This window comes from Corynebacterium diphtheriae, from assembly GCF_001457455.1.
Classification (GTDB): domain Bacteria; phylum Actinomycetota; class Actinomycetes; order Mycobacteriales; family Mycobacteriaceae; genus Corynebacterium; species Corynebacterium diphtheriae.
Genome location: NZ_LN831026.1, coordinates 632,763 through 657,069, shown reverse-complemented (window position 1 = coordinate 657,069; position 24,307 = coordinate 632,763). Strand labels below are relative to the sequence as shown.

General features: G+C 53.5%; 18 protein-coding genes. 6 read left to right on the top strand and 12 right to left on the bottom strand.

The window, feature by feature from the left end:
- Positions 1 to 120: 120 nt before the first annotated feature.
- Positions 121 to 3,084 (bottom strand): UPF0182 family protein, encoded by a 2,964-nt coding sequence (locus AT687_RS03230; protein ID WP_014318795.1) that lies wholly within the window; start codon positions 3,082 to 3,084, stop codon positions 121 to 123.
- Positions 3,085 to 3,256: 172 nt separating this feature from the next.
- Between AT687_RS03230 and AT687_RS03225 the strand changes: the two genes are divergently transcribed.
- Both AT687_RS03225 and AT687_RS03220 read left to right on the top strand, forming a co-directional pair.
- A complete protein-coding gene (locus AT687_RS03225) occupies positions 3,257 to 3,760 on the top strand; it encodes a PPA1309 family protein (protein ID WP_014310156.1) in 504 nt (167 codons plus the stop codon).
- Positions 3,761 to 3,810: 50 nt separating this feature from the next.
- Complete coding sequence (locus AT687_RS03220) at positions 3,811 to 4,509, top strand: hypothetical protein (protein WP_014318794.1); 699 nt, start codon at positions 3,811 to 3,813, stop codon at positions 4,507 to 4,509.
- An 11-nt stretch (positions 4,510 to 4,520) separates the two neighbouring features.
- Here AT687_RS03220 and AT687_RS03215 read toward each other — a convergent pair whose 3' ends face one another.
- Entirely contained in the window at positions 4,521 to 5,573 is a 1,053-nt protein-coding gene (locus tag AT687_RS03215) for a YlbL family protein (RefSeq protein ID WP_014310154.1), read from the bottom strand.
- 80 nt (positions 5,574 to 5,653) lie between these two features.
- On the opposite strand from AT687_RS03215, the gene AT687_RS03210 reads away from it, so the two are divergent.
- A complete protein-coding gene (locus AT687_RS03210) occupies positions 5,654 to 7,045 on the top strand; it encodes a zinc-dependent metalloprotease (RefSeq protein WP_014301554.1) in 1,392 nt (463 codons plus the stop codon).
- Here the strand turns inward: AT687_RS03210 and AT687_RS03205 are convergent.
- Positions 7,042 to 7,563: a M48 family metallopeptidase gene (locus AT687_RS03205; protein ID WP_010934510.1), complete on the bottom strand. Its 522-nt coding sequence runs from the start codon at positions 7,561 to 7,563 to the stop codon at positions 7,042 to 7,044. The two genes, AT687_RS03210 and AT687_RS03205, sit on opposite strands and share 4 nt — an antisense overlap.
- Positions 7,564 to 7,598: 35 nt before the next feature.
- Between AT687_RS03205 and AT687_RS03200 the strand changes: the two genes are divergently transcribed.
- On the top strand, positions 7,599 to 8,492 hold the full coding sequence (locus AT687_RS03200) for a hypothetical protein (protein ID WP_014318792.1): 894 nt from the start codon (positions 7,599 to 7,601) through the stop codon (positions 8,490 to 8,492).
- Here the strand turns inward: AT687_RS03200 and AT687_RS03195 are convergent.
- The 8 genes from AT687_RS03195 to AT687_RS03160 are packed head-to-tail and all read right to left on the bottom strand — an operon-like array spanning position 8,437 to position 20,727.
- Positions 8,437 to 10,488, bottom strand: a complete 2,052-nt coding sequence (locus tag AT687_RS03195) for an ATP-dependent DNA helicase UvrD2 (protein ID WP_014318791.1) — start codon at positions 10,486 to 10,488, stop codon at positions 8,437 to 8,439. The two genes, AT687_RS03200 and AT687_RS03195, sit on opposite strands and share 56 nt — an antisense overlap.
- Positions 10,481 to 11,164 carry an NAD(+) diphosphatase gene (locus AT687_RS03190; RefSeq protein ID WP_014318790.1) on the bottom strand — a complete coding sequence of 228 codons (684 nt, stop codon included), beginning with the start codon at positions 11,162 to 11,164 and terminating at the stop codon, positions 10,481 to 10,483. The genes AT687_RS03195 and AT687_RS03190 overlap by 8 nt, the downstream gene beginning before the upstream one ends.
- 31 nt (positions 11,165 to 11,195) lie before the next feature.
- On the bottom strand, positions 11,196 to 12,284 hold the full coding sequence (locus AT687_RS03185; protein WP_004567149.1) for a potassium channel family protein: 1,089 nt from the start codon (positions 12,282 to 12,284) through the stop codon (positions 11,196 to 11,198).
- Positions 12,285 to 12,328: 44 nt separating this feature from the next.
- Positions 12,329 to 15,559, bottom strand: a complete 3,231-nt coding sequence (locus AT687_RS03180) for an ATP-dependent helicase (RefSeq protein ID WP_021334909.1) — start codon at positions 15,557 to 15,559, stop codon at positions 12,329 to 12,331.
- Positions 15,553 to 18,735, bottom strand: coding sequence for an ATP-dependent DNA helicase (locus AT687_RS03175; RefSeq protein WP_014318788.1), 3,183 nt, complete (start codon positions 18,733 to 18,735; stop codon positions 15,553 to 15,555). The genes AT687_RS03180 and AT687_RS03175 overlap by 7 nt, the downstream gene beginning before the upstream one ends.
- A 3-nt stretch (positions 18,736 to 18,738) precedes the next feature.
- Positions 18,739 to 19,596, bottom strand: a complete 858-nt coding sequence (locus AT687_RS03170) for a TIGR02569 family protein (RefSeq protein ID WP_004567143.1) — start codon at positions 19,594 to 19,596, stop codon at positions 18,739 to 18,741.
- A gap of 22 nt (positions 19,597 to 19,618) precedes the next feature.
- The gene (locus tag AT687_RS03165) at positions 19,619 to 20,497 is read right to left on the bottom strand and encodes a DUF3152 domain-containing protein (protein ID WP_004567141.1); all 879 of its coding nucleotides are present in this window, start codon (positions 20,495 to 20,497) and stop codon (positions 19,619 to 19,621) included.
- A 2-nt stretch (positions 20,498 to 20,499) separates the two neighbouring features.
- Complete coding sequence (locus AT687_RS03160; RefSeq protein WP_004567139.1) at positions 20,500 to 20,727, bottom strand: DUF3107 domain-containing protein; 228 nt, start codon at positions 20,725 to 20,727, stop codon at positions 20,500 to 20,502.
- Positions 20,728 to 20,984: 257 nt separating this feature from the next.
- Between AT687_RS03160 and AT687_RS03155 the strand changes: the two genes are divergently transcribed.
- Together AT687_RS03155 and AT687_RS03150 are read left to right on the top strand one after the other, a co-directional pair.
- Positions 20,985 to 22,295 (top strand): DEAD/DEAH box helicase, encoded by a 1,311-nt coding sequence (locus tag AT687_RS03155; RefSeq protein ID WP_014318787.1) that lies wholly within the window; start codon positions 20,985 to 20,987, stop codon positions 22,293 to 22,295.
- Positions 22,292 to 23,554, top strand: coding sequence for an Rv3212 family protein (locus tag AT687_RS03150; RefSeq protein ID WP_014318786.1), 1,263 nt, complete (start codon positions 22,292 to 22,294; stop codon positions 23,552 to 23,554). Before AT687_RS03155 ends, AT687_RS03150 begins: the two co-directional genes overlap by 4 nt.
- Here AT687_RS03150 and AT687_RS03145 read toward each other — a convergent pair.
- Positions 23,548 to 24,009 carry a hypothetical protein gene (locus AT687_RS03145; protein ID WP_042381623.1) on the bottom strand — a complete coding sequence of 154 codons (462 nt, stop codon included), beginning with the start codon at positions 24,007 to 24,009 and terminating at the stop codon, positions 23,548 to 23,550. The two genes, AT687_RS03150 and AT687_RS03145, sit on opposite strands and share 7 nt — an antisense overlap.
- Between the last annotated feature and the right edge of the window lie 298 nt (positions 24,010 to 24,307).

The window sequence follows — 24,307 nt, the reverse complement described above, 5'->3', positions numbered from 1 at the left end:
TTTTTTGTTACTGTTCTCTGCAACGGGATGTAACTTTACATACATCCGGCAAACAACACAAATCCGCTGTTCACCGGATGTTTCGAGCTCGATTGCTTCACGAGCAATAGCAACTAATTGCTACTGCCCAGCAACCTTGCGGTATTCCTCCACTGCTTTGTCGAGCTCGTCAAGAGCACGCCCGTACTCTTCATTCGAGCCGTTCTTTGCCGACTGTAGTTTGTTCAGCGCGTCGTTAATCTTGCCAATGGCTTCACCGGTCGTGCCTGAACCCGATGCAGGGGCGGAAGGAGTACTTGGCACTTTTCCTTCCTTGTCTTCTGGCTTGTCCCTGTTCTGGGACTCCGGCTTGAGTCCCTTAGCTTCTCCTAGATCCTGGGCTTCCTTGGGGTCAATACCTACCTGCGAGAGCGCTTCTGCGATCGTCGGAGCGTAACCCACCTTGCCTTGGTACGAAACCAGAACGCGCAACAGCTTAGGGAATGCCGACGCTTGATTCTTACGCTGGGAGTACAAAGGCTCCACATAAAGGATGTCACCGTCACCCACTGGCAGTGTCAGCAAATTGCCGTTGAACAGGTCGTTGGTATCTTTCCACAATGTGCGATCAGATGCGATCTGATCAGATGACATCATGGTGTCCTGTGCCTGCTTTGGACCCTGCGTCAGAGTGTCTGTTGGCAACACACGCACGGTGATCTTGCCGTAGTTATCTGGATCCGAGCTCACCGACATGTGCGCCGCGAGGTACTCGCGCTGGAGGCCACGGAATGGCGTAATCAGCTGGAAGCTAGGCTTGCCCGTGTCTGGATCGGCAGCGACAACATAGTAGGCCGGCTGTGCCACGTCTTTTTGACCTTCAGTTGCGGAAGGATCAGAAGGAACAGACCAGAAGCGGTCGTTGGTAAAGAAGTCGCGCGCATCATCAACGTGGTAACGCGCAAGCATCTTCCGCTGCACTTTGAACATGTCTTCTGGGTAGCGCAGGTGATTCATGAGCTCTTCGGAGATCTCAGACTTTGCCTTCACTGTGTCTGGGAAAACCCCCTTCCATGCCTTAAGCACTGGGTCGTTTTCGTCGAACTCGTAAAGGTCAACGCTGCCGTCGTAGCTGTCCACGACTGCCTTCACCGAGTTGCGGATGTAACCAACGTTGTCGGTGACCAAACGCTGGGCGCTGTTTCCTACTTGAGCAGTGGTGTCATTCGTTGCTTCTGATAGCGACGTGCGCTCAGCATAAGGCAAGGAAGTCAGTGTGGTGTAACCATCCACGATCCACTTCACACGGCCATCAATCACAGCTGGGTAGGTGGTGGAATCTGTGGTCAACCAAGGGGCGACATTGTGAACACGTTCGCGAGGATCGCGGTCGTACAAAATCTTAGAATTGCCGTTCACACGATCCGACAGGATGAGATTTAGCTCCTGGTAACGCATGGCAAATGCCGCACGGTTGATCACGTTGCCGATATTCACGCCACCTTGGCCCTGATAAGTGTAGGTGGAGGAATCAGTGTCGTATTCCACCGATGAATCATTCTCGGAGCCCACTACGGCGTAGTCCGCGCCGTCAGTAGCAGAAGCAATCACTGGACCGTAGTAGATACGAGGTTCCTTGACTACGATGCCGAGTTCTTGAGCTTCTTTATCCGTAGTCTGCAGATCAGAGACTGTGTAGACGGGGTATCCGCCACGGGCTGATCCGACATCGCGCGCAACCTCATCAACCTGGTTTGCTTGGGCTGCAACGATTCCGTTGCCGTGGGTATACACAGTGTGTCGGTTGATCCAGTCACGCTGGTTTTCTTTCAGCGCATTGGGGTCTAGCTCGCGGGCAGCCACAACAAAGTCGCGCAGTTCACCGTCGATAACGTAACGGTCCATCGCTAACGACTTGGGGAATCCATAGAAGTTACGCAGCTGCTGTTGCTGGGTAAACGTTGGAGAAATGATCTCTGGATCCAACAGACGAATGTTGCTCACCGTTGCAGAATCCGAAGCGACCTTTTCTGAGGAAGCACCCTTGGCACCCCAGTTGTCCTTGTAGGTCACGGCATCGTCGGTAATGCCATAAGCGTAGCGGGTTGCCTCGATATTGCGGGAAATGTATTCCGATTCTTTTTCGGCACGGTTTGGGGAAACAGAGAAACGCTCCATCATGATTGGCCAAGCGTTACCAATAGCCAACGAGCTCACGATCATCAGCACTGTAGAAATAGCGGGGATACGCAGGTCCTTGGTCACGATGACAGAGAAGAACGAAATTGCCACGACTGCTGAGATAACCAAGAGCACAATCTTGGCAGGCAACACAGCATTGATGTCGGTGTAGCTACCACCGGTGAAAGTTTCGTGGGAATTATTCAACAAGGAGTATCGATCCAACCAGTAGCTAGCCATGCGAACCAGCAAATACAACCCACCAGTAACAGCAAGCTGTACTTTGGCGTAGTTGGTGATCGATCCTTTTACCCCTGCGGCTTGGTTACCCGCACGAATGCCACCCAGCAAGTAGTGCCCTACCAACGCAATGAGGAATGCTACGACCAGCAAAACAGAGAACGTACTAACTACCAGACGTAATGCCGGCAGCGTAAACGCGTAGAAGCCGTAGTCCATCCCAAATTGTTGATCAGAAACCCCGAAGTCTTGGCGGTTGAAGAACAACTGAACTGTTTGCCATGCCTGCTGGCCAAGGAATCCTGCGGCAATGCCGATGACTACAGGCAACACGACGAGGAAGCGGTGCACTCCCTTTTCTACGGCTGCTCGGTATTGCACAACGGGGCTGTCAGGGTCGAAGAACTCGAGTTCATCTGGACGGCCACGGTATGTGAACCAGCCAGCGAGGAATGTCACGATTCCGGCAAGTAAGCCGAATCCGACAAAGAGCCCAATACGGGTGGCAATGACCTTGTTAAACACCCCCCTAAAGTCAACTTCACCGAACCACAACCAGTCGGTATAGAGGCCAACAACGGTAGGAACGAGCGCTCCCAAAATCATCAATAGTGGAATCAACCACGTTAACCGCCGTTGCGGCCGCTTCGGTGCAGCAGCTGGGCGCGTAAAACCGGTCGCCAACTTGGAACTCCTTAAATTATTTTTCAGTTAGGTTTTGTCCACCATAGCGTTGCCGAGCAGGCAGCCTTAAAACTGCACATTCTTGGCAACCCAGGTGCCACCTTTCTGAGCCAGCAAAGGTAATGTCCTACTTTACGATAGTTTGCCGTCACGTGATTGCGAAGGAATTGATATGAGTGGCATGCAGTACCCACCTCAGGCGTTAAATAAGGCCATGCTCGAAGCCGTTGACTTCATCCACGCAGAAGGTTGGGATGCTCCCCCTACCCTGTTCGCGTTGGTTCCCGCAGAGCTCATCGGCCAAGCACTACCTGATGACGATGACTCCCCGCTCGCTCTTGTTGTCCAAGACAATCTCCCTGAGCACATTCGCCCTGGTTCTGAAGAACTTGGCGACTACGTTTCACGGATTTCTTGGCCAGAACAGGTTGTGGGCGCGGTGCTCGCACAGGAGATCATGTTCCGCGATTCTTCCGCAGATAGTGATGAAGCACGCCCAGCTCGCTTGTTCAGCGGCGTTCTTCGTGGCGACGCCGACCTGACTTTGTTGCAGATCCGCCCGACGGAGGAAGAACTCGCAGAGCGCGGCCCCTTTGCAGAAGATGACATTGAACTACGGGGCGGCCCAGGTGTAGCCCCTGGTGTTATCGCCGCACTGCGTGCCACCCTCGATTAAGATAGTTCTTTATAGTTTGTGTCTCACCCCCTCGTTAAAGATAGGTCTTGGTGTCTTTCGTGCCTTTTGGTTTTGCTGCTGTGCAGCGTTCTAGCGTGGTTCGTTGTTTTAGCGCGTGCGCTGTCGTTGTCGCTATTAGTGGTGTGAGTGGGTGTTCACGTGACACCCCAGAAGCACCACAATCGACGTCGGCTACCAGTAGCGCAGCACCTAGTACCACTTCGGCCAGCACCACTGCACCAAGCAGTGCTTCGGCAAGTAGCACCACACAGACGTCTAAGGTTTCTTCACAGGCTGAAGCACCAACCAGCGTGCCTCCGATGTTGGATTCGAAACACAAGAATGTTCAACGAGCCTTTGAACAATTCGGGGCACTAGCTCCAGAATCGCTTTTTGCTCAATTTGATACTTGCGACGCCAACGGTATGCAAAACTCTATGGCTTGCTCGGGTCACGATGTCGGCCAGTTCCAATTTTTTAAGTCGGATGCTAAGGCTGCATCCACCACTCAGCTGTTGACTGAGCTGCGTAGCTCTCGGGTCATTGAGGATACCGGTCGTCGCGTGGTGGGATGGTCTACTCTTGGTGGTACTGCGGTTATTACCGTGGTGGATAACGATAACGGGCTTGTCATGCAGCAGATGGTGTCCACTGACGAGGTCGATCCTGCCGAACACATTTATGAGTTGGGTCTTGCGCAAGCTCCAAAAAAGGAGTCGGCTGCGGAACCGACTCCTTCTTCAAAGTAAAGCGCTGCTCTTTATGAGCAGGTTTTTACTTCTTTACCAGCTTTGAAGTTATCCAGTTGGTGGATGGCGTCGCTAAGCGAATCAACGCTGATGACCACCATGTCGCCTGGTTTTCCTTTGAGCGCCTCGCTGCAGTTTTTCTCTGGGGATAGGAATACCTCGGCGCCGGCGTCACGCGCTGCGCGAACTTTATGGCGAATGCCGCCAATGGGACCGACTGTGCCGTCGTCGTCAATGGTGCCGGTTCCGGCGACGAATTTTCCGCCGTTGATCTCATCTGGACTGAGCTTATCTACTACCGCGAGCGAGAAAATCAAACCTGCAGAAGGTCCGCCGATATCTTCAAGGTTGTAGTCGACGGTGATTCCGTCGGCAGGCCGTGCTGTCATGCTCACACCCAGAAAAGCGACTTTGTCATCCTCGGGGTGTGTCCCTAGCGTGACCTCCCGTGTCAGTTGCTTGCCATCGCGAAGGAAACCGATCGAGATCGTCTCGCCTGGCTTCTTCGCGCGCACCGAATCACGAACTTGGCTTGGGCCGGTTGCTTTAGCGCCTGCGACCTGCGTAATCACGTCTCCTTCTGCCATCACTTTGGCGGCTGGAGCTTCGGGGCTGATGTGGGCGACAACGGTATCTACTGGCTTGTGCAGCTGATTCATCGCCGCAATGGTTGCCGATGCCTCTGAGGTGCTAAAAGCGGCCTTGTTCACCTCGTCGACTTCCTCAGGTGTTTTTCCTTGAGGGAAGATCTGTTCAATCGGCACGAGCGTGTCGTGAGCGATCAGCCAACGTCCAAGCGCTTGCCCAAGGGTCAAGTGTGTGCGCACGGAAACGGTGGTCATGTTGAGGTTTCCAGTGGTTTTATGAATTTCTGTACCAGAGACGTTGACAACAGGTTTGCCATCAACATCGCCCAAGGTATTCACGGTGGGTCCTGGGCCTTCGGCCGCATAGGGCACGGTGAGATCAATGTCGGTGCCTGGAATATGGTCCAGAGTTACCAAAGCTGCCAATGCGACCACGGGGATTGCGCCGAGGACGAGAGTGTTCACGCGTCGTTTCACGAGAGACTAGGTTACATGTTCGCTGACAGCGTTGTACCAATCATGGCGCCAGCGTCGGGTTTTTCTGTACCGTTTATGCCATGAATAGCAATGGCTTCGGATTCTCCTTCAACTTCGGTGGGCGCGGCGACGACGATGACAACTCCCGCGACTCCAACCCGTTTGGTTCCGGCGGCTTGGGGGACATGCTTAATCAATTTGGGCAGATGTTGTCCGGCATGGGGTCTTCCATGAATTCCCCCGAGGGTCAAGGAGCGGTGAACTATGCACTGGCGGAACGCATTGCGCGCCAGCAAATTGAGTCGGCGAAGGCTCCTGCCGCCACAGAAGCAGATACCAAGGCCGTCACCGAGGCTGTTAACCTTGTGGAACTTTGGCTTGACGACGCCACCATCTTGCCTACTGCCAGCAATAAAGTCGAGGCGTGGTCGGCTAACGACTGGCTTACAAACACTCTGCCGATGTGGAAACGCATGGTCACTCCTGTTGCCGAGCATATGGCTCAGGCTCAGCTCGATTCCCTTCCTGAGGAAGCGCGCGAGATGGTCGGCCCCATGATGCAGATGATGAATCAGATGTCGGGTATGAACTTCGGCATGCAACTAGGCCATGCTCTCGGCGATCTTGCTACGCAGACCCTTTCCGGCACCGATTTTGGTGTTCCTATTGCACCAGCTGGTGTTACTGCGCTGATGATCAATAACGTGCGCAAGGAAACCCAAGGCCTCAAGATCGAACAGCGCGAAGTGCTGGTCTACCTTGCTGCGCGTGAGGCTGCGCGTCAGCGGTTGTTGCGTCACGTTCCGTGGCTTGCTGAACAGATCGTCGCCTCCGTTGAGGAGTACGCTGCCGGTTTGGTCATCGACACCTCCCATATCGAAGAAGCTATGCGAGAAATGAACCTTGAATCCGGTGATCCTGCCGCCATTCATGAGGCTATGGAGCGGATGCAGAACTTGGATATGAGTCCTCGTATTACTTCTCGTAACGCCAATGCAGTTTCTCGTCTGGAAACCCTGCTCGCGTTGATCGAGGGCTGGGTTGAACACGTTGTCACCGAGGCAATGGGCTCCCGTGTTCCTTCGACCGCAGCATTGAATGAAGCATGGCGGCGTCGTCGTGCAACCGGCGGTTCCGCCGAAAAAGCATTCGCCCAGGTTGTTGGCATTGAATTCGGTGCTCCCAAAGTTGCAGAAGCCCAAGAGCTTTGGCGTCGTGTAGACGTAGCCGTGGGGATGGAAAAACGCGACCACGTGTGGGACCACCCCGATTTCCTCCCTGTTGCTGAAGACCTAGACAACTCTGCAGAATTCATCGACGGCCTACTCGATACTGCCTCAGCCGATGAGTTTGATCCCATCGCAGAGATCACCAAGCTCGAAGAAATGCTCTCCCAGCAGCCCGAAGAGCAGCAAAAGGAACAGCGAGAAAACCCCTCCGATCCTGATGAGGATTCCCCCAAGAACGATTAGCCAACGTCCCCCATGCGCTGCCACGCCTCAAGGTATCCCTTGGCGCGTTCAGCCTTGGGGGCTTTGTCTGCCCATTGCCAAAACTCTGGGGAATGTCCGCCTTCGATAAAGGTATGCACCATCTCGTGGATGATCACGGCGTCGAGAACATAATCTGGTACGCCTTGTAACCGGTGTGAAATACGGATGTCGTTCGTCGTTTGAGAACACGACCCCCATCGCCGTGTTTGGTTTGTCACCCAACGAATAGACCCAATCGTGGCTCGGTTTTCTAACACCGTGCGGTTAAGGTGCTGTGCACGGTGAAGCAATGCCTCATCGGTAGGAGCTGAAGACTGCGTTTTAGTGCGTACTTTATCTACCATTTCAGCGACGAATTTTTTCTCGTCTTTCTTAGACATCGACGCTGGAATTCTGATGAGAATTTTGCCACCCACCAAGCGTGCCGACACAGTCCGAGTACGTCGATCCGACCGGATCACTTCGACCGGATAGGTGGGGGTTGTTCGCTTGGACATGACAGCAACCCGCTTTCTGTGGTGCAATAGTGGACATGAATCAGGGGGGACTCATAAGCCTTAGCCCGCACGCCCAAGTGCTGCTACGGCCAGAAGGTATTCAATTTGGACTCGACTCAGCCAATGCAGGTATTTTTGCTGCACCAGAAAGCCTCATTGTTGCGATCGTACAAGTATTACGCGGTTTCTGGCAGCCAATTGCAAAAACAACCGCTATCGAACAGCTAACTGAGGCCGGATTACAACCCGTGGCGGCCCGCGGGCTTATCGACGATCTCCTGCATCACCGAGTGCTCTCCATCGTAGAAAGAAACCTCACTGTTGCTGTCGGTGGCTTCGGGCCGCTGGTCGCGCCGATAAAAGCGGTGTTCGGTAGTGCTGGTATCAGTGTGGTGCAAGCACACACTATCCAACGCTGTATGACTTTGGAATCCCTGTTATCTCGTGAGGTTCCTCTCATCTGGATTAACTCCACTCCTAGTTTTTCTCATATCGCCCAAGAACTGGTGGAAGTAAAAACCATGATTCCTGTGGGTTTGATGGATAACCATGCGATTATTGGGCCGGTGCGTATCGACGGCCGCGGACCTTGCGGGCTATGCACAGATCTCTACCGTAGTGACGCTGATCCGCAATGGCCGGCACTGTTAAAAAATGCTACTGCTCCCCTCACAGCACCTGCGGCATTAACGTATGCGACTGCCGCTCGTGTAACACGGTTAGTAGAGCAGCTGAGTGAACCGCGCCAACGTGTCACGGTGACAGCGGGGCTTGTTATCCGCGTCTTTCCCGATGGGGAGCTTTCATCCGAGATCATGAGTCCGCATTCCCGTTGTCCATTATGTTGGTCGAGCCGCTGGGACTGCGATCCGCTTACTGGAACTGAGCAAGCGTTTCTAGCAGACTTGGGCCAAAACGTTCTACTTTGACCTGCCCTATTCCAGAAATCTGCATCAGCTCTTCGGCGGATTGGGGAAGATTTTCGGCTATCGCATGCAAGGTAGCATCGGTGAACACAATATAGGCCGGAACGTTGAGTTCACGGGCTGTATCCGCTCGCCATTTCCGCAGAGTTTCAAACACTTCTCCATCAACTCCGCTGGGGCATTGGTCACAGCGTCCTACGATGCGTTCTGCGGGACTGTTCAATGTGGTGCCGCATACACGACAGCGCTGGCGTCGTTTAGAGCGTGGTGGTACGGAGGAAACATCGAGTTCAGGAACTATGCTGTCCAAAAAACGAGTCCGCTTTCGTGTTGCACGTCCGCCTTCTTGACGAGCTTTTGCCCACGAGCAATATAAAATTTCTCGGGCACGCGTCACGCCCACATAAAACAGGCGGCGTTCTTCCTCGATGGCATGGTCGCCGGCTTTCATTGCGTGAGAGATCGGCAGGGTGCCGTCGACAAGCCCGACGAGGAACACGGCATCCCATTCCAAGCCCTTCGCTGCATGGAGGGATGCCAAGGTAACCCCTTGCATGGTGGGGGGATGCTTGGCGCTTGCTCGCTGGCTGAGTGCTGCTAATAACCCTTGAAGGTTTAAGTCTGGTGTCGCTTGGCCAATTTCCAAGCTCAGTTCTGCAAGAGCTTCCAACGACTGCCAGCGTTCCCGTGCGCGGGCGCCTTCTGGTTCATGTTTGCTCAAGCCCAGCGGCGCTAATATTGCACGCACGATGCGTTCTAGGTCTACTCCACGAGCGTCGGGAAGGTCATCACGCTGGGTTGCTCGGATGATCTCTGACATCGCTTGTTTGATTTCCGAACGCTGGAAGAATTCCTCACCGCCGCGAACTTGATACACAATTCCGGCGTCATCGAGGGCTTGTTCGAAAGTCGCGGATTGGGCATTAATGCGGTACAAAATCGCAATCTCGGAGGCAGGAACGCCTTGTGCTAGAAGCTGCTTGATTTTCAAGGCTACGGCGTGTGCTTCTGCGGGTTCGTCGCTGAATTCTTGAAATTCTGGTTGTGGCCCAGCTGCTCGCATGCCTTCTAATTCCAACCGAGTCCCTGCGATCCGCCCTACTGCTTGGTCGATCACGCGGTTAGCAAGATCTGTAATTTGCGGTGTAGAACGGTAGTCTCGTTGCAGTTTCACCACCGTGGCATGGGGATATTTGCGTGAAAACCCCAGCAAATAGCCCGGTGAAGCGCCTGTAAACGAGTAGATCGTCTGATTGGCATCGCCCACCACGGTCACATCATCGCGTTCGCCAAGCCATGCGTCTAAGACTCGCTGCTGAAGTGGTGTCACATCCTGATACTCATCGACAACAAACGTGCGGTATTGTTGCCGAAATTCCTCAGCGATAGCAGCAGAATTCTCGATGGCTCCCGCGGTATGAAGCAAGAGATCATCAAAGTCGAGCAGCATTCCTTCCGGTGTAGTTTTCGACTGCTCGTATCGTCGATATACTTCCGCCACTTTTTCGGCTGCTACTGGGGTCTTGCGCCCGTTGAGGCGTTCCACATAGTTATCAGGAGTGATCAGTGCTGCTTTGGCCCATTCGATTTCGCTGAGTAGATCTCGAACATTTTCTGTTGAGGATTCCACCCCGACGCTACGAGTTGCGCGACCCACCAGTGAAAATTTGTTGTCAACAATTCGCCATGGCAAATTCCCGGCTACCTGGGGCCAAAAATAGCGTAGTTGTCGCAGCGCAGCAGAGTGAAATGTTTGGGCTTGAACGCCGCCAACGCCCATCAACCCCAGACGATGCCGCATTTCCCCAGCAGCACGACGCGTGAAGGTAACTGCGAGCACGCGATGAGGGCTTGCCATGCCACGGTCAATCAAGTGCGCTATCCGGTAGGTGATCGTACGAGTTTTACCTGTTCCTGCGCCTGCCAAAATGGCTACCGGACCACGCGGCGCCTCGGCGGCTGCACGCTGGTCATCGTCAAGATCATCCAAGTTAATCATGTTGTCCCACCCATTCTGTGATCAATTGGAACGCTAGAGAATTCCTATGTGGCAAGGTAAATACCCCTTCGCGGAGCTCGCTTCGCGACGCCCACGTTATCCTCCCTAGCTCGCCATCGAGGGGTTGTATGGGGTGCTCATCTGTTGTGGTTGCCACCATGCCCATCATGAGTGCACCGCTGTAGGGCCAAGGCTGACTGCGCACATAGCGCACCTGCGAAATACGACGTCCGGTTTCTTCAAGAGCTTCTCGCACCATGGCTGCCTCACAAGTTTCACCAAGTCCCACATAGCCTGCAATGAGCGAGTAGAAACCGCGACGCTGGGCGTTTTCAGCGATGAGTATGCGGTCTTGTCCTGCAAGTTCGATTAGCCCGATTACTGCGGGATCGATACGAGGAAAGACTTCTCTACCAGTTTCGGTTGCTCCTGCAATGGAGTCGTTGCGAAAGTCCAGTGGGCCACCTGTCAAAGGATCAAACAGAGTGTTTTCTCGATGATGTAGTACAGCGATAGCCTTCATTACCCAGCCCTCGGTCACCCGCTTGGTTTCTCCTGTAACAGCTTCTGCTTCCGCGTCTGACACTCGTTGTACACACAGGTCGTTCGTTACTGGATAGGTAGCGATATGTGGGCAGGGAGTGGTGGTGACCGGCGTTCCGTGTGCTACTGGCACTCGTCCTGCAGAGTCGACACGAAGGCAGGTGTTAATCGCGAACATCCTCACTAAACACGCGACGAACGTAGAGCAAACGATCACCTGGTTCTACTGTTTCAGCTTCTGGGGAGTCGATTCGGTACAGCTCACCGGAACGCACTACACCAAGCACGATGTCGGCGAGGTGGCGTGGGTTAGCACCTACTTCGTCTTCACCGATGGGGCGCTCTGCAACAGAGAAGCCTTCGTCTGGGGACAATAGGTCTTCCATCATCTCCACAACCGATGGAGTTACGGTAGCTAGTCCCAACATGCGACCTGCAGTTTCAGAAGAAATAACTACGGAATCAGCTCCTGATTGCTCGAGCAGGTGCTGGTTTTCCGATTCACGCACGCTTGCAACAATCCATGCACTGGGGGAAAGCTCTCGTACAGAGAGCGTGACCAGCACGGCAGTATCGTCAATATTGGGGGCTACGACCACTGCTTTTGCTTTAGGAACGCCAGCGAGTTTGAGCACTTCCGATTTAGTAGCCGATCCATTCACGGTGACGAGTCCAGCATTGTTTGCGGCTTCCAATGCGACACTGTCGGTATCTACTACCACAATGTCTTTGGGAGCTACACCATCTGCCAGCAGTGCCGCAATGGCCGAGCGGCCTTTGGTTCCGTATCCGATAACAACTGTGTGGTTACGCATTCGTTTTCTCCAGCGTTGAATCTTCCATGCACGACGTGATTCTTCTGTCAGCACCGACAAGGTGGTACCGACCAAGAGAATCACGAATGCGAGGCGCAGCGGTGTAATGATAATAATGTTGAGCAAGCGGGCGCTTTGGGTAATGGGTGTTATATCGCCATAGCCGGTGGTTGATAGCGATACCGCTGAGTAGTACAGCGCATCGATGAAGGTCAGGTGCTCGCTGTACCCTCCTTCGTCGAGATAAACCACTAGCGCCACGATGATGATGAGTGCAAGCGCATAGCCGAATCGCCGTGCGATCAGACGAATAGGGCTGACCAAGGGGTTACCGGGGATACGAATAATGTTGAGCAGTGTGTGCTCGGGCAGCTCGGTGAGCTCGTCGTTTCCACGGAACCTGTAGGTTTCGCGATTAGGCAATGGCTTTGCCGACATATTCGTTGAGTGCTCCTAGAATCTTTCCAAATTGCTAGTCAAGACTACACGCTTGGGTCTAGTTTCAATGCAAGTTCTTCCCCATCAGGCAATTGTTGTGGCCGGTATGTCACATTTCTGCCTACATAGTGGAATACTGCGTCGACTCGATCCACATCAATTCCTTGGAGTCGTGCCCATGCGAGTCGATAAACTGCCAGCTGCATGGCCACTGATTCTTTTTCGTGATTGTCTGTTGGGGGCTGTCCCGTTTTCCAATCCACAACGATCCATCGTCCGTCGGGGTTTTTAAACACTGCGTCCATGCGCCCACGAACTATGTGGTGCCCAATTGATACTTCAAAGGGGTGCTCTACATGTTCTGGGGTTCGGTCTGCCCACTCACTGTCTAGGAACGCCTCTTTCAATCTATCGAGGTCCGAGTCATCAAGTTCTTCTCCGATACCCGGCAGCTCAGTTTCATCAAGTAATGCTTCTGCACCAAAGCGGTTTTCTAGCCATTCGTGGAAGGCCGTACCGCGCTTGGCGTATGAGTTTGGTTTAAATGGCACTGGACGCCGTCTGCGTTGAGCAAAGTTCTCGGGGTTCTTTGCAAGGTTCACAATGTCTGTGGCTGTAAGCTCTACTCCGATATCGACTGCAACGACGGGTGCGGAAAGTTGCTCGTGTTCTTCGATCAGAGCGCTTACTTCTTTTTCCCATCGTTCAAACAGATCGTCGTCGCTGATCAGATCTGGTTGTTTTTGCATGGCGGCGAACACGTCTTCTGCGCCGACAACGGTGTAGTTCGGCGGGAATACGGCTTCTTGAGGCGTTGGTGGCACATAGTCTTCTGCTTCACCACGTTCATGCCATTCTTCTACGCTGTCAGGGAAATCGTTGCGCAGCATAGTGAGGTATTCGTAAGGCAGGACTGGACGTTTTTTTGAAGGGTCCGCAGAAGCTGTGACAAGTACTTGTTGTTCGGCACGGGTGATCGCTACGTAAAACAGGCGCGCGTTTTCTTCTGCGGCTACTTGTTTAAAGTCCGCAATATGCGCTTTTCCAGCTTTTGCTAGTTCCGCTGCGGTTTCTGGGGTGTCGATTTCAAAAACGGGTGCGCCTACGAGGTCTTCGTCGCCTTTGGCATCTCCGCGAAGTGCTGAAGGCACGGCAGAAGCATTGGTGAGCCATGTCGATGCTTTGGCCACGTAGGTGTTGGCGTCGGCATGCAAAACCGCAACGTGTTGCCATTCCAGGCCTTTGGCTTTATGTACGGTGAGGATCTGTACTCGGTCAGCAGTCACTTGTACTTCGCCAGGTTCTAAGCCATTTTCTTCGGATTCTGCCAGTGAAAGGTAGTCCAATAGCAAACTCAAGTTGGCACCTGGAATACGAGAGAAATCTTGGACAACCTCGGCGAACCGATCGAGATGTGCGGTGCCGGTTGCACCATCGCTACGGGGATCTTCTCGTTGTAGGACCTCGGTGCGTATGCCGAATACTCGTTCAATATCGGCAAAGAGGTCCGGTAATGAGTTGCTCAAGCTATTGGTGCGTAGATAGCGCAGCCGTGCCGCTAGTGTGCGGAGTCGCTCGCTACCTTTGGCGCTATATCGTGGACCATCGCTGCTGTCGAGGCGTTCATCGAGGTCAGCCACTGCTTCTGCAAGACCCACTATAGAATCTTGGTCACTGGGAATTGTATCGGCAATGATCTGTTTTAATCGTTCGAGGGGGTCACGCGATAATTCCGTTGTGGCACGTCGATCTCGGCCACTGAGGTTGTATGCGCGATCGCTCAAAGCCATGAGGTCCGCCATACCAAGTCCTACGCTGGGTCCTGCCAAAATACGCATAGCGGCTTGAGTATCGTAAGGACGCACCAACAATGTGGCAATGGCTACTAAATCCGCAACTTCTGGAATACCGAGTAGTCCTGCGAGTCCAACAATTTCTACTGGGACGCCGCGTTGTTGTAATTCCAGAGCAATTGCCGCCGAGTGCTTGCGTTTGCGAACAAGCACAGCCGCAGTAAAGGGATGATTCCCATCGTGTTGCTCATATGCTTGAGCTAAATGATCAGCAACATAGGATCGCTCTTCATCCATCGATGGGAAAAAACCCAATCTCACTGTGCCGTTTAATGCTGCAGGGCCTGGCTCGAGAGGTTGCACTGGTCGTCGCGGATCTTCGGGTACGCCCAGCAGTTCCCGAGATACTCGGTTAGCTAAGTCGAGGACCTCAGGAGGGTTTCTAAACGACACGGTGAGTTCTTTTTTGGTGGCGGGAGCACCGTTACTTCCGAAGTCTGTAAGGAACCTTTCGAGGTTGGCTGCAGTGGCACCACGCCATCCGTAAATAGATTGCATGGGGTCACCAACTGCGGTGACTGCGGTGCCAGCAAATAGGCTTTTGAGCAAAACACGCTGCGCATGGCCAGTATCTTGGTATTCATCAAGCATGATGATCTGATACCTATTGCGTTGCGACGCTCCCACCTGTGGATTTTCTGCAGCGAGGCGGGCTGCTAAAGACATTTGCTCGCCAAAGGTCATGAGGTGGTTGTCAGCTAGATGTGTTTTGAGCTGTTGAACTAGTGGCAGGAGTTCATTGCGCAGCACCTGTGTGTCTCGCCATTTGTACACCTCTTTGCTTGGTGCCCGTTTACTTGTTGCTTCGACGTCTTCGATCATGGCAAGAAATGCCGCTGATTCTTCTTCAATGTCTGTGGGCGACACCATGTGGTTGTCCATTTCCGAAACCAAAGACATCAGCGTGGAGGTCACGGTATTGGGTGAATTCGAGGTATTGAGTGCACCCGTGTGAGCAGACACTATCGAATGCGCAATTTGGAATAGCTCCGTTTGCGAAATCAAGCGTGATGATGGCTCCACTGGTAGCAATAGACCGTATTCGCTAATTAATCGTCCTGCGTAGGAGTCGTAGGTAGATACCGTGGGGGCGATCGCTTCTAGTTTGGTTGCTAATGCGCCTGTCGGGTCCAGATCTCGCAGGTTCTCAATCCCTGCCAATTGCTCAAGCCGATCACGAATTCGCTTGGATAACTGCTGTGCTGCTTTACGCGTGAAGGTGAGCCCTAAAACACGATCTGGGTCAACGAGTCCACTAGCCACGAGCCACACCACGCGGGCAGCCATCGTTTCCGTTTTTCCTGCACCTGCTCCAGCAACCACGAGTGTGGGGGCAAGGGGTGAGCTAATAACGTCTGCTTGTTGCGGCGTTGGTGGAAATTTTTGTCCCAGTGCGCGCGAGAGTTCTTGAGGGCTTAGCATTCTGGGACCATCTTTCCTTCCGGCTGAACTGGGCACATCGTTTTGATTTTGCATTGATCGCATCGTGTATTTATTCGTGCAACGAGCTGAGGTCCAGACAAACTTTCTAGCAGTGCTGGCAACGTCGCAGAAAACTTTTCTAGTTCTACTGCGTCCTTTGGGGCTTGTTCCCTCGTCGTCACAGTTTTTGTGTCTGTTGCGGGGTACACCAGTACCGCTTGGTCGACAGTCAGTCCTGGTTGTTCTGCCGTGGTGTTAATTGCCGGTTCGCCGTTTCGCTGCATCAGCTCTCCACGATGAAGGGCTAGCTGATACGCCAAGAGTTGTTTGTTCTCGTTGGCTTCGTCTTTAGTTACGGCTTGTTTTCCGGTTTTAAAATCGACAATGTGGAATTCCCCAGCATCGTTTCTTTCTAGGCGGTCAATGCGTCCTCGCAATTCCACTCCTGGCGCAACCGCAACGTTGACTGGTACTTCTACACCCACGAGCTCACGCTGAGCGTGCGATACATCGATCCAGTGAGCTAGCCGTTGCAGCATGGTGGACCATTGCGACATATGGTGTGGAAGGCTCCACGCTGGTGCATCGAGTAGTGCTTCGAATGCTTGGGTTACAAGCTGTTCTGCTTCGTTAGGGTCTATTCCCCTGCTAATGGCTTCGGCGAATGCGTGCGCAAGGGTGCCCTTGAGCTTGTGAATCGGCGTATTTTCTTCTTCTACCAATCGTTCCAGCCGCGCTCGCAGTGGGCAGAGCAAGGCATTTTCAATCAACGAGGGGGACACCTTACTGATGTCCAATGATGTCGTTTCTGATGGCCCACCATATCCCCACCACTGTTCAGGCCGCGCACCTGGGACTTGATGAAGTGCCAACCGCGCGAGTTGGCGTGCGGCCTGCTCACGACGTCGCTGGGGCGAGTCTGGATTGGCTAACTCACGGCGTAATTCGGCAACAATCGAAGGAACACTGAGCAGGCGAACGTATTGATCGAGATGGACGGTTTCAGTATCAATCTCGGATTGAACGCTTGCGGCTTCAGGGTCTGTTGTTGGGCCTTGTTCTTTTGATTCTGCGATTCCCTGTAAAAAGCGCGAAGGCTCGGCAGCAGTATCCGATTCTGGAGATTCCACTGCGGTGATCACAACGCGATGGGTTCCTCGAGTACGAGCTACGTGGAAGAGCCGTTTTTCTTCTTTTAGTTTTTCTGCGGAGCGAGAAATGTAGGTATTGGGCTCGATCCCAGAGTCTATTAGGTCGATCAGGTCTTCTTGGCCAAATAAGGTGCCAGTTTCTTGCAGCGATGGCCACGTTCCTTCTTGAACACCTGCGACGATGACTGTGTGCCACTGCTGTCCGAGCGATCCGTGGGCGGTGACGATTCGCACCGCGTCGGCAGTAGCAAGGCGTCGGTCACGAACACCGGTAGGAAGTTCTTGTTCTGCAATATGCCGAACAAAAGACGTGATAGAGGCGGTCGGTCGACGTTCAACCCAGTCACCAGCTGCGTCGAATAACGCCATGACGGCGTCAAGATCGCGATCGGCTTGTGCACCGCGCACTCCTCCACGCAGGCTGACGGTTTGTAAATGGGATGATAATGCGGAGGCATCCCAGATCTCCCAAAGGATTTCTTCCACGCTGCCAGGTTGCGCACCGCGTACTAAAACGACCCGAATTTTATCCACCACTGCAAGTTCTCGGTCAGTGAGAACTGCCTCTACTTGCTCTCGTAGTTGGGTTTGTTCTTCAGACTCTTTGGGATCGATCAGCTCACGCATGATCTCGATAGCACGACGATTCCCACCAGCGTGCATTTCAGCTTTTCTGAGCCCGCGGAACAGACGTCGCAACGTCACGGTGTCTGCACCACCGATAGGGCCTAACGCCAATTCTTCGAGTTCTTGAGCTGATAGTTCTTGATAGATTGCACGAACTGCGAGAATCAATGCCGATACGATTCGTTGTTCACTCAAGATAATGTCGGAAGGATCTTCTTGTACTGGGACACCAGCAGAAAGCAGTGCTCGTCGTAACGATGGAATATCCGCGGTGGAACGGACGATTACAGCCATATCATTCCAGCGAATACCTTCTAATAAATGTGATCGGCGCAAAAGATCCGCAACGAATTCTGATTGATCTCCTGTGCTTCCTAGAACTTTGGCTTCTACGGTAGGCTGCCGAAAACTGGAGTATAAGGTCAGCTCATGGTCGACTGGGGCATGGAGCAAAAATTCTGGGCTGGCGCCACGGAAATGGAACACCGACTGCTGTGGATCTCCCGCGATCACGGTGAAATCTGTATAGCGCATGAGTGCTTGGAGCAGTTGCGCTGATTGGGGGTCAAGATGTTGTGCGTCGTCAATGATGATGGTGCGCCACCCCATATCAGGAATGTCAAAGCGCAAAAGTTTGCTGACCAGCTCAGAGGCGTTCAGGCTGTGGGTACCGCCCAAATTCATCACTTGCTGATATTCGCGCATAAATTTGCCAGCCGAAGCCCACATTGGGCGCCCGTACCTGGCTCCTAATTCTTCGAGATCTTCTGGTTCTAATCCCCGCTCTCCGCTGCGGAGAAGAAAATCACGGACTTCACGTGCAAAACCGATGAGTCCAAGTGCTTGACGTGCTTCAGCAGGCCACATCGCTGCCAATGAGGGGTTGTCCACATGTCCTTGCAGTAGCTCTCGAATCACCGCATCTTGCTCAGCACCTGTGATCAGACGCAGCTGATCGTCGCTAAGCGATCGCAATAATGCAAAAGCTAAGGAGTGCACTGAACGTACCAAGGATGCTGGTGACGTATAAGAACCATCGGCGATCCGATGCGCTATACCGGCTCTTAGGCGTGCTGCGGACTCCCTAGATGCTGCCACCACAATGATGGATTCGGGTGATATACCGCGGCGGATTCGCTCTGCGACGATATCCATAAGCAAGGTACTCACGCCTGCGCCTGCAGCACCAGTCACCCGCCAAGTGCCGCGTTGTTCTTGGAACAGCTGATTGTCCCATTCCCGAATAGGCTCTGTGTGATCGTTATATAAGATTTCTACTCGTGGACGTTGAGCGTAAACAAAGCTCTGCTGTAATGGCGGAATACCAGCTGTGAGGTCTTCGCCTACGACTTGCGCTGATGTAGTCGGTGAGTCCTGTGGAGTAGAAAACGCATCCATGCCTCATAGTGTGACAGACGCACGTGACATTATGGTTTGAGACACCCACTCCAAATTCGTACCTGTGTTCGAAGTTGATTCTGGGTGCAACGCATGCACCGCTATGCGATAAACCAAAGCGCGCAATAATAGCTGGTCACGGTGCTGTATGTGCGAGAAGCGATCGATTATCCCCTCGTCTACTGCGCCGGCCAAGAGGGCATCAACTATGCACACAGCAGCAGTGTAGCCATAAGGTCGAGCTACCCCCACTAGGTCAGTCACCACTGGCATTTGATTACCAGAGTAGATAGTGGTGGCAAACATATCAGCGTGGGTCACTTGGATTGGTGCGTCAATATCTCGAAGCAAAAGAACAATCTTTGGCAACAATCTCTGGGCTGTCAGCTGAGCAGGGTTAAGAAACACCGCTTCTGCATCCGAGGTGACTCCCAGTGCCACCATTGGTTCTGGAGCCCACGCACTATGGTCTGCTAGCGAAAACAGATCGTGACTATCTGGCTCCGAAAAAGAATCAGGAACATCAATGTCAGCAAGGGCGGTGTCGAGACGCAGGGCGGCAACTACAGTTTCATCTACCCGGCGCGCAAGCGTACCTTCCTCGAAGGAATTTGCGCGCCAACCTGCGTTGATGTAGCGCCCGTCAGTAGATTTCAGCGGACGTACAACTCGTAGACCTTGGGGTTGGAGTTTATCGCGTACTCGCGCTGACCAAGCAGAGCGATCGGGATGGATTACTTGGCTAAATGCCACGTTGCCTACGCGCCAGCCGTAGTCCCATGCGACACCGAGCTGACGGGGAGTCGTATTGGGGGCATGGAAGGCATCGCGAACATGTTGTGGCAGCTGCTGCAGTTCCATTGGTTGCTCTTTCTAGGAGGGGTTAGGCGAATGGATACGGCCATGGGTTGGCCGAACACACGGCTCCATCGTCGTTATAGATTTCATTCGCGTCGATGGCAAACAACTCTGAGTTAGATAAGGAGAGGGTTTGTTGCATCATGATGGGCGCGAGCTCACCGTTTTTGCCGCATGGTTCATGGTTGGCAAATCCGATTCCATGCCCTACCTCATGGTTGATCAGGTACTGACGGTAGGCGCCGAGATCACCTTGGAATGGTTTTGCGCCGCGCACCCACCGGGATTCGTTAATCACAACGCGGTTGCCTATTCCATAGAAGCAGCTCGTTTCCATTGCGATGTTATTTCCACACAGGCCATGCGTGGTGTCAACGGAGGACAACTGGATGCGAAGATCTGGGTCTTTTACTGCGCCGGCATCCACGTGTTCAAAGCCAAAGCGCTTATCGTGTGTCCAGCTTTTCGGGTTAGTCAAGGTGGCGTCGACCATTGCAGCGAAGGCATCATCACCGCCATAGGCGGCGGTGTTAATTCCGTTTTCTACCTCGATGACGTAGGTAAACACTTTGTCGCGGTCTTTGCCTGCGTGGGCTCCTGCGTTTCCTACTGTGCGGTAGGTCCCTTCGCCCTTTTGGGTAAATTCTGGGCCTGATGGTAATTCCGTGATGGCGATATCGGGACGGTTTTGTCGTGCAGGATCTGGCCCTTTTTCCTGCGCTGATGTTGCGGTGGCGGTAGGGGCTCCGCCGACGGTTGCTGTGGTCGTGGTTTCCGCTGGGGTGCGGAAGACGTCGATAAGCACCCACACGGTGATAACCGCGAGTACGGGGATGGCGTAGGCGCGCCAGCCGTAGTCTCGGGCAAATCTTACAAAGAAGCTTTCAGCGTGTGGGTCGGTCACAATTATGCTCCCGCGAATCCGACGGTGCGAGGAGCGGTGGAGCCTACCTCTACGTAGGCGATTCGAGCATTACGCACTAGGTAACGGTTGCCGTGGTCGTCGACAAGGTCAAGCACGCCCTCGGCATCGCGCAAGGCATTGTGGATACGATCGACGATCTCGTTATGGTCTTCGCGGCTAGAAACCACGAGCTCACGAGGCGAGTCTGAAAAACCGATCTTAATGTCCATATATTTTAGTCTCCTCTTGTTTCGGCCTAACGTGAGTTAGAGAACCTCGGTTGAAGTACAGATCTCACAACATCATAGTCTGCTCGTTGATTCCACCCCAGCTCCCCATCAAAGCTAGGCACATCCCTGCGAAAATCCCTAGCTCCCCACTTGTTCGCATTGTTGAACTTCCATGACGTTGTGATGCGTGCCTACTCCCCCACAGATTCGACCCCCGAGCGAGACGATACCTAGGTAAACCCGTTAGTATCAGTGATGTGTCTGAAGCATCTGTACAACCGACCTTCGTAGAGTTGGGCGTCGCCCGAGAAATTACCGACGCCTTGGCAACCGTAGGCGTGAAGCGAACTTTTGCCATTCAGGAGCTCACGCTACCTATTGCTTTGGATGGCCGTGACCTGATCGGCCAAGCACGGACAGGCATGGGCAAAACCTATGGATTCGGTGTTCCACTCATCGATCGCGTTTTTGATGCAGCAGACGTTGCAGAGCTCGACGGCACTCCTCGTGCACTCGTTGTTGTTCCTACCCGCGAACTCGCCCACCAGGTAGGTGACGATCTCAAGCTATTGTCTCGCAATATCCCCATCACGGTGGCCACGATTTACGGCGGCCGCCCCTACGATGAACAAATTGCGCAATTAGAGTCCGGTGTCGATGTAGTGGTGGGCACCCCAGGCCGCCTCATTGATCTTTATCAACGTGGCAACCTTGCACTCGATCATGTGGCCGTCTTGGTTCTTGATGAGGCCGACGAGATGCTTGATCTGGGATTTTTCCCCGACATCGAGAAGTTGCTTGCCGCGTTGACGCACCCTCATCAAACAATGCTCTTCTCAGCAACGATGCCAGGTGCCGTGGTCACGCTGGCTCGCACTTTTATGCACCAACCTGTACATATCCGTGCCGAAGATACTGGGGCAGCACAAACCCATGCATCGACCACACAGGTAATTTTCCAAGCTCATCGGATGGATAAGTCAGCGGTCACCGCACGCGTTTTGCAGGCGGAAGGCCGTGGAAAAACTATTATCTTCGCCCGTACCAAGCGCACCGCTGCTGAACTGGCGGACGACTTAGCGCAACGAGGATTCCGTGTCGCCGGCGTTCACGGCGATCTAGGCCAATCAGCCAGAGAAGCCTCCCTCGATGCCTTCCGCACCGGCAAAGCCCACATTTTGGTGGCAACAGATGTGGCAGCCCGTGGCCTTGACATTGACGACGTCACCCACGTGATCAACTACCAAACGCCCGATGATCCGATGACCTATGTACACCGCATCGGCCGCACTGGACGTGCGGGACATACCGGAACTGCAGTCACACTCGTAGGTTACGACGAGCTACCTAAATGGCAGTTGATTAACGACGAACTCAACCTCGGCCAGCCCGAGCCACCTCAATGGTTTTCCACCTCACCTGAGCTATTCCAAGCTCTCAATATCCCCGATACCGCCACCGACTCCGTAGGACGCTCCCGTACAGCGGTGGGATCCCGCAAGTTTAATAAAAGCCGTTCGCCACGCTCGCAACACCGCCCCCGCAACAAATCTGGAAAGCGCTCATGAAACCATCCGGCCAGGAAAAACCTCGCCGTAGGAGTCCTAAGACAGGCGCACTACAAGGCAGCCGGCGCGACTATGTTGCCACAGCAATCATTTCGGTGATGTGTACGGGCGCAGTGGCCAGCGTATGGGCGACTGCACCCGCGAGACATTCGCACCTCACGCCTGCATCATCTCAAGCAAATTCTGCACAGGACTCCTACGCCGTACCCCGTGCACTTACAGCATTGCCTTCCGAAGCAACTCCTGTAAAAACGCTTCCAGCGGATCCATGGTCACCGCGGCCGATCATTGCCGAAGGCCTAGTGATTTCTTATAAGGACACGACAGTAACCGCAATCGATCCCAATGATGGCAGCACAGTGTGGAGCTATTCCCGCGACGTACCACTGTGCTCACTAACTCAAGCATGGGGTGAGGTGGTGATGACATATAAGACGGGTCGCGGCTGTGGCGATGTGATAGCAGTATCCGCTAGCTCAGGACAGTACTCGGCAACAAGGAGTGCGTCGGCAAGCGAAAATGTCTCACCTATTATGTCCAACGATCGTGTCGGTATCGTCTCCGACCAGCGTGTGGAACTGTGGCGTTCTGATTTAGTACGCACCGTGGAATACGGTGACGTCCCCATTAAGCAAGAGGCCCACCTACAGCCACACGAAGACTGCAGCATTACTTCTGCACTGACGCGAAAAGATCTGTTGGCCGTTGTGGATTCCTGCGAAGGCTCATCGTGGTTACGTTTGCAAAAGACGACGCCGGAAGATTCTCGGCAACCAGAAATTACTCAAGATATTGATCTCGGCAACACCACCGCTCATGTTGTTGCGGTGGGACAAACAGGCGCTGCAGTAGCCGTAAAATCCCCCACGCCTGCGATTATTAGCTTCGACGCGCATGGGCACGAAGTCGCACGCCATGAGATCCCCCAAGCCCCAGAGATCACGAATACCGCGCCGCTCGTTGCCGATTTAACGCATTACATCACGTGGTACCACAATCACACACTGTATTTAATGCGCCCCGACACCCTCGCTGTAGAGCGGGAACTTCCCGACGCTGTAGGCACCGGAATCAGCCTCGGAGCTCACGTGGCTTATCCCACGGCCGAAGGGTGGACAGAGATCGAACCTATGTCTGGGCAGGTAATACGCACTGTCCCAGTCGATCGCGGCGGCTACACCGGCTTTGTATCGATGGGCATTGCGGAACTCCACATCGTGGAAAAACGCGGGGACCAAGTAGTCATTTTCCGTCAGTAGTTTCGCGCAGCCCAATCGAGCGAACGAGGGCTGAACAAATACACAAGGGTTGCGATCGCCGAAGCACATGTCACCACGGCGAGAAGCAAGGCGTGGCCACTCATCATATAGAAGCCGATAGGTAGCAATAGAATTTCCAGCATGATGACGGGGCCACGACCCCAACGCTTTCCGCGCATCATCATGATCGCACCTGCGATGACAGTGCCAAATACGATCACAAAAAATATCGCTGTGCCCACCCCAACCGAGGTGACTGCAGTATCAGTTTCGTACACAATGGACTCTTCGGGCGCGCCGGTGATGCTTCGCAAAACGAGAAATACAGCAAAGCCTAGTCCGATAGCGGACTGCACAATAGCAATAATCCCGGCATTTCGAATCGTCGTAGGCGGAAGAGTACCTAACGATGCATTGCCATAGGGTTCGTTGGATTCTTTTTGTTCGCTGTTCACCGTGAAGAGTGTAGTGCAGCAGCCATCGGAGTTCCTTAACCACAAGCCCATTGCACACAACTTTTTACATCGCCAACGCGTTATTCGTTCTTACAGCTCGACTATTTACCCCTTTTATTTGCCACTTCCTTAACGTAGACCTATCTAAATAAATTAATTTTCACTAAGAAAATCGCCCCACTCGACCCGACTCCAGTGCTACACATTTGGGGGTTACCGAATCTGCGATTTGACCCACCCCAAGCAACCATCCCACGCATAGACCAAAAGATGGAACCCAAAACCACTGGAAGCAAGG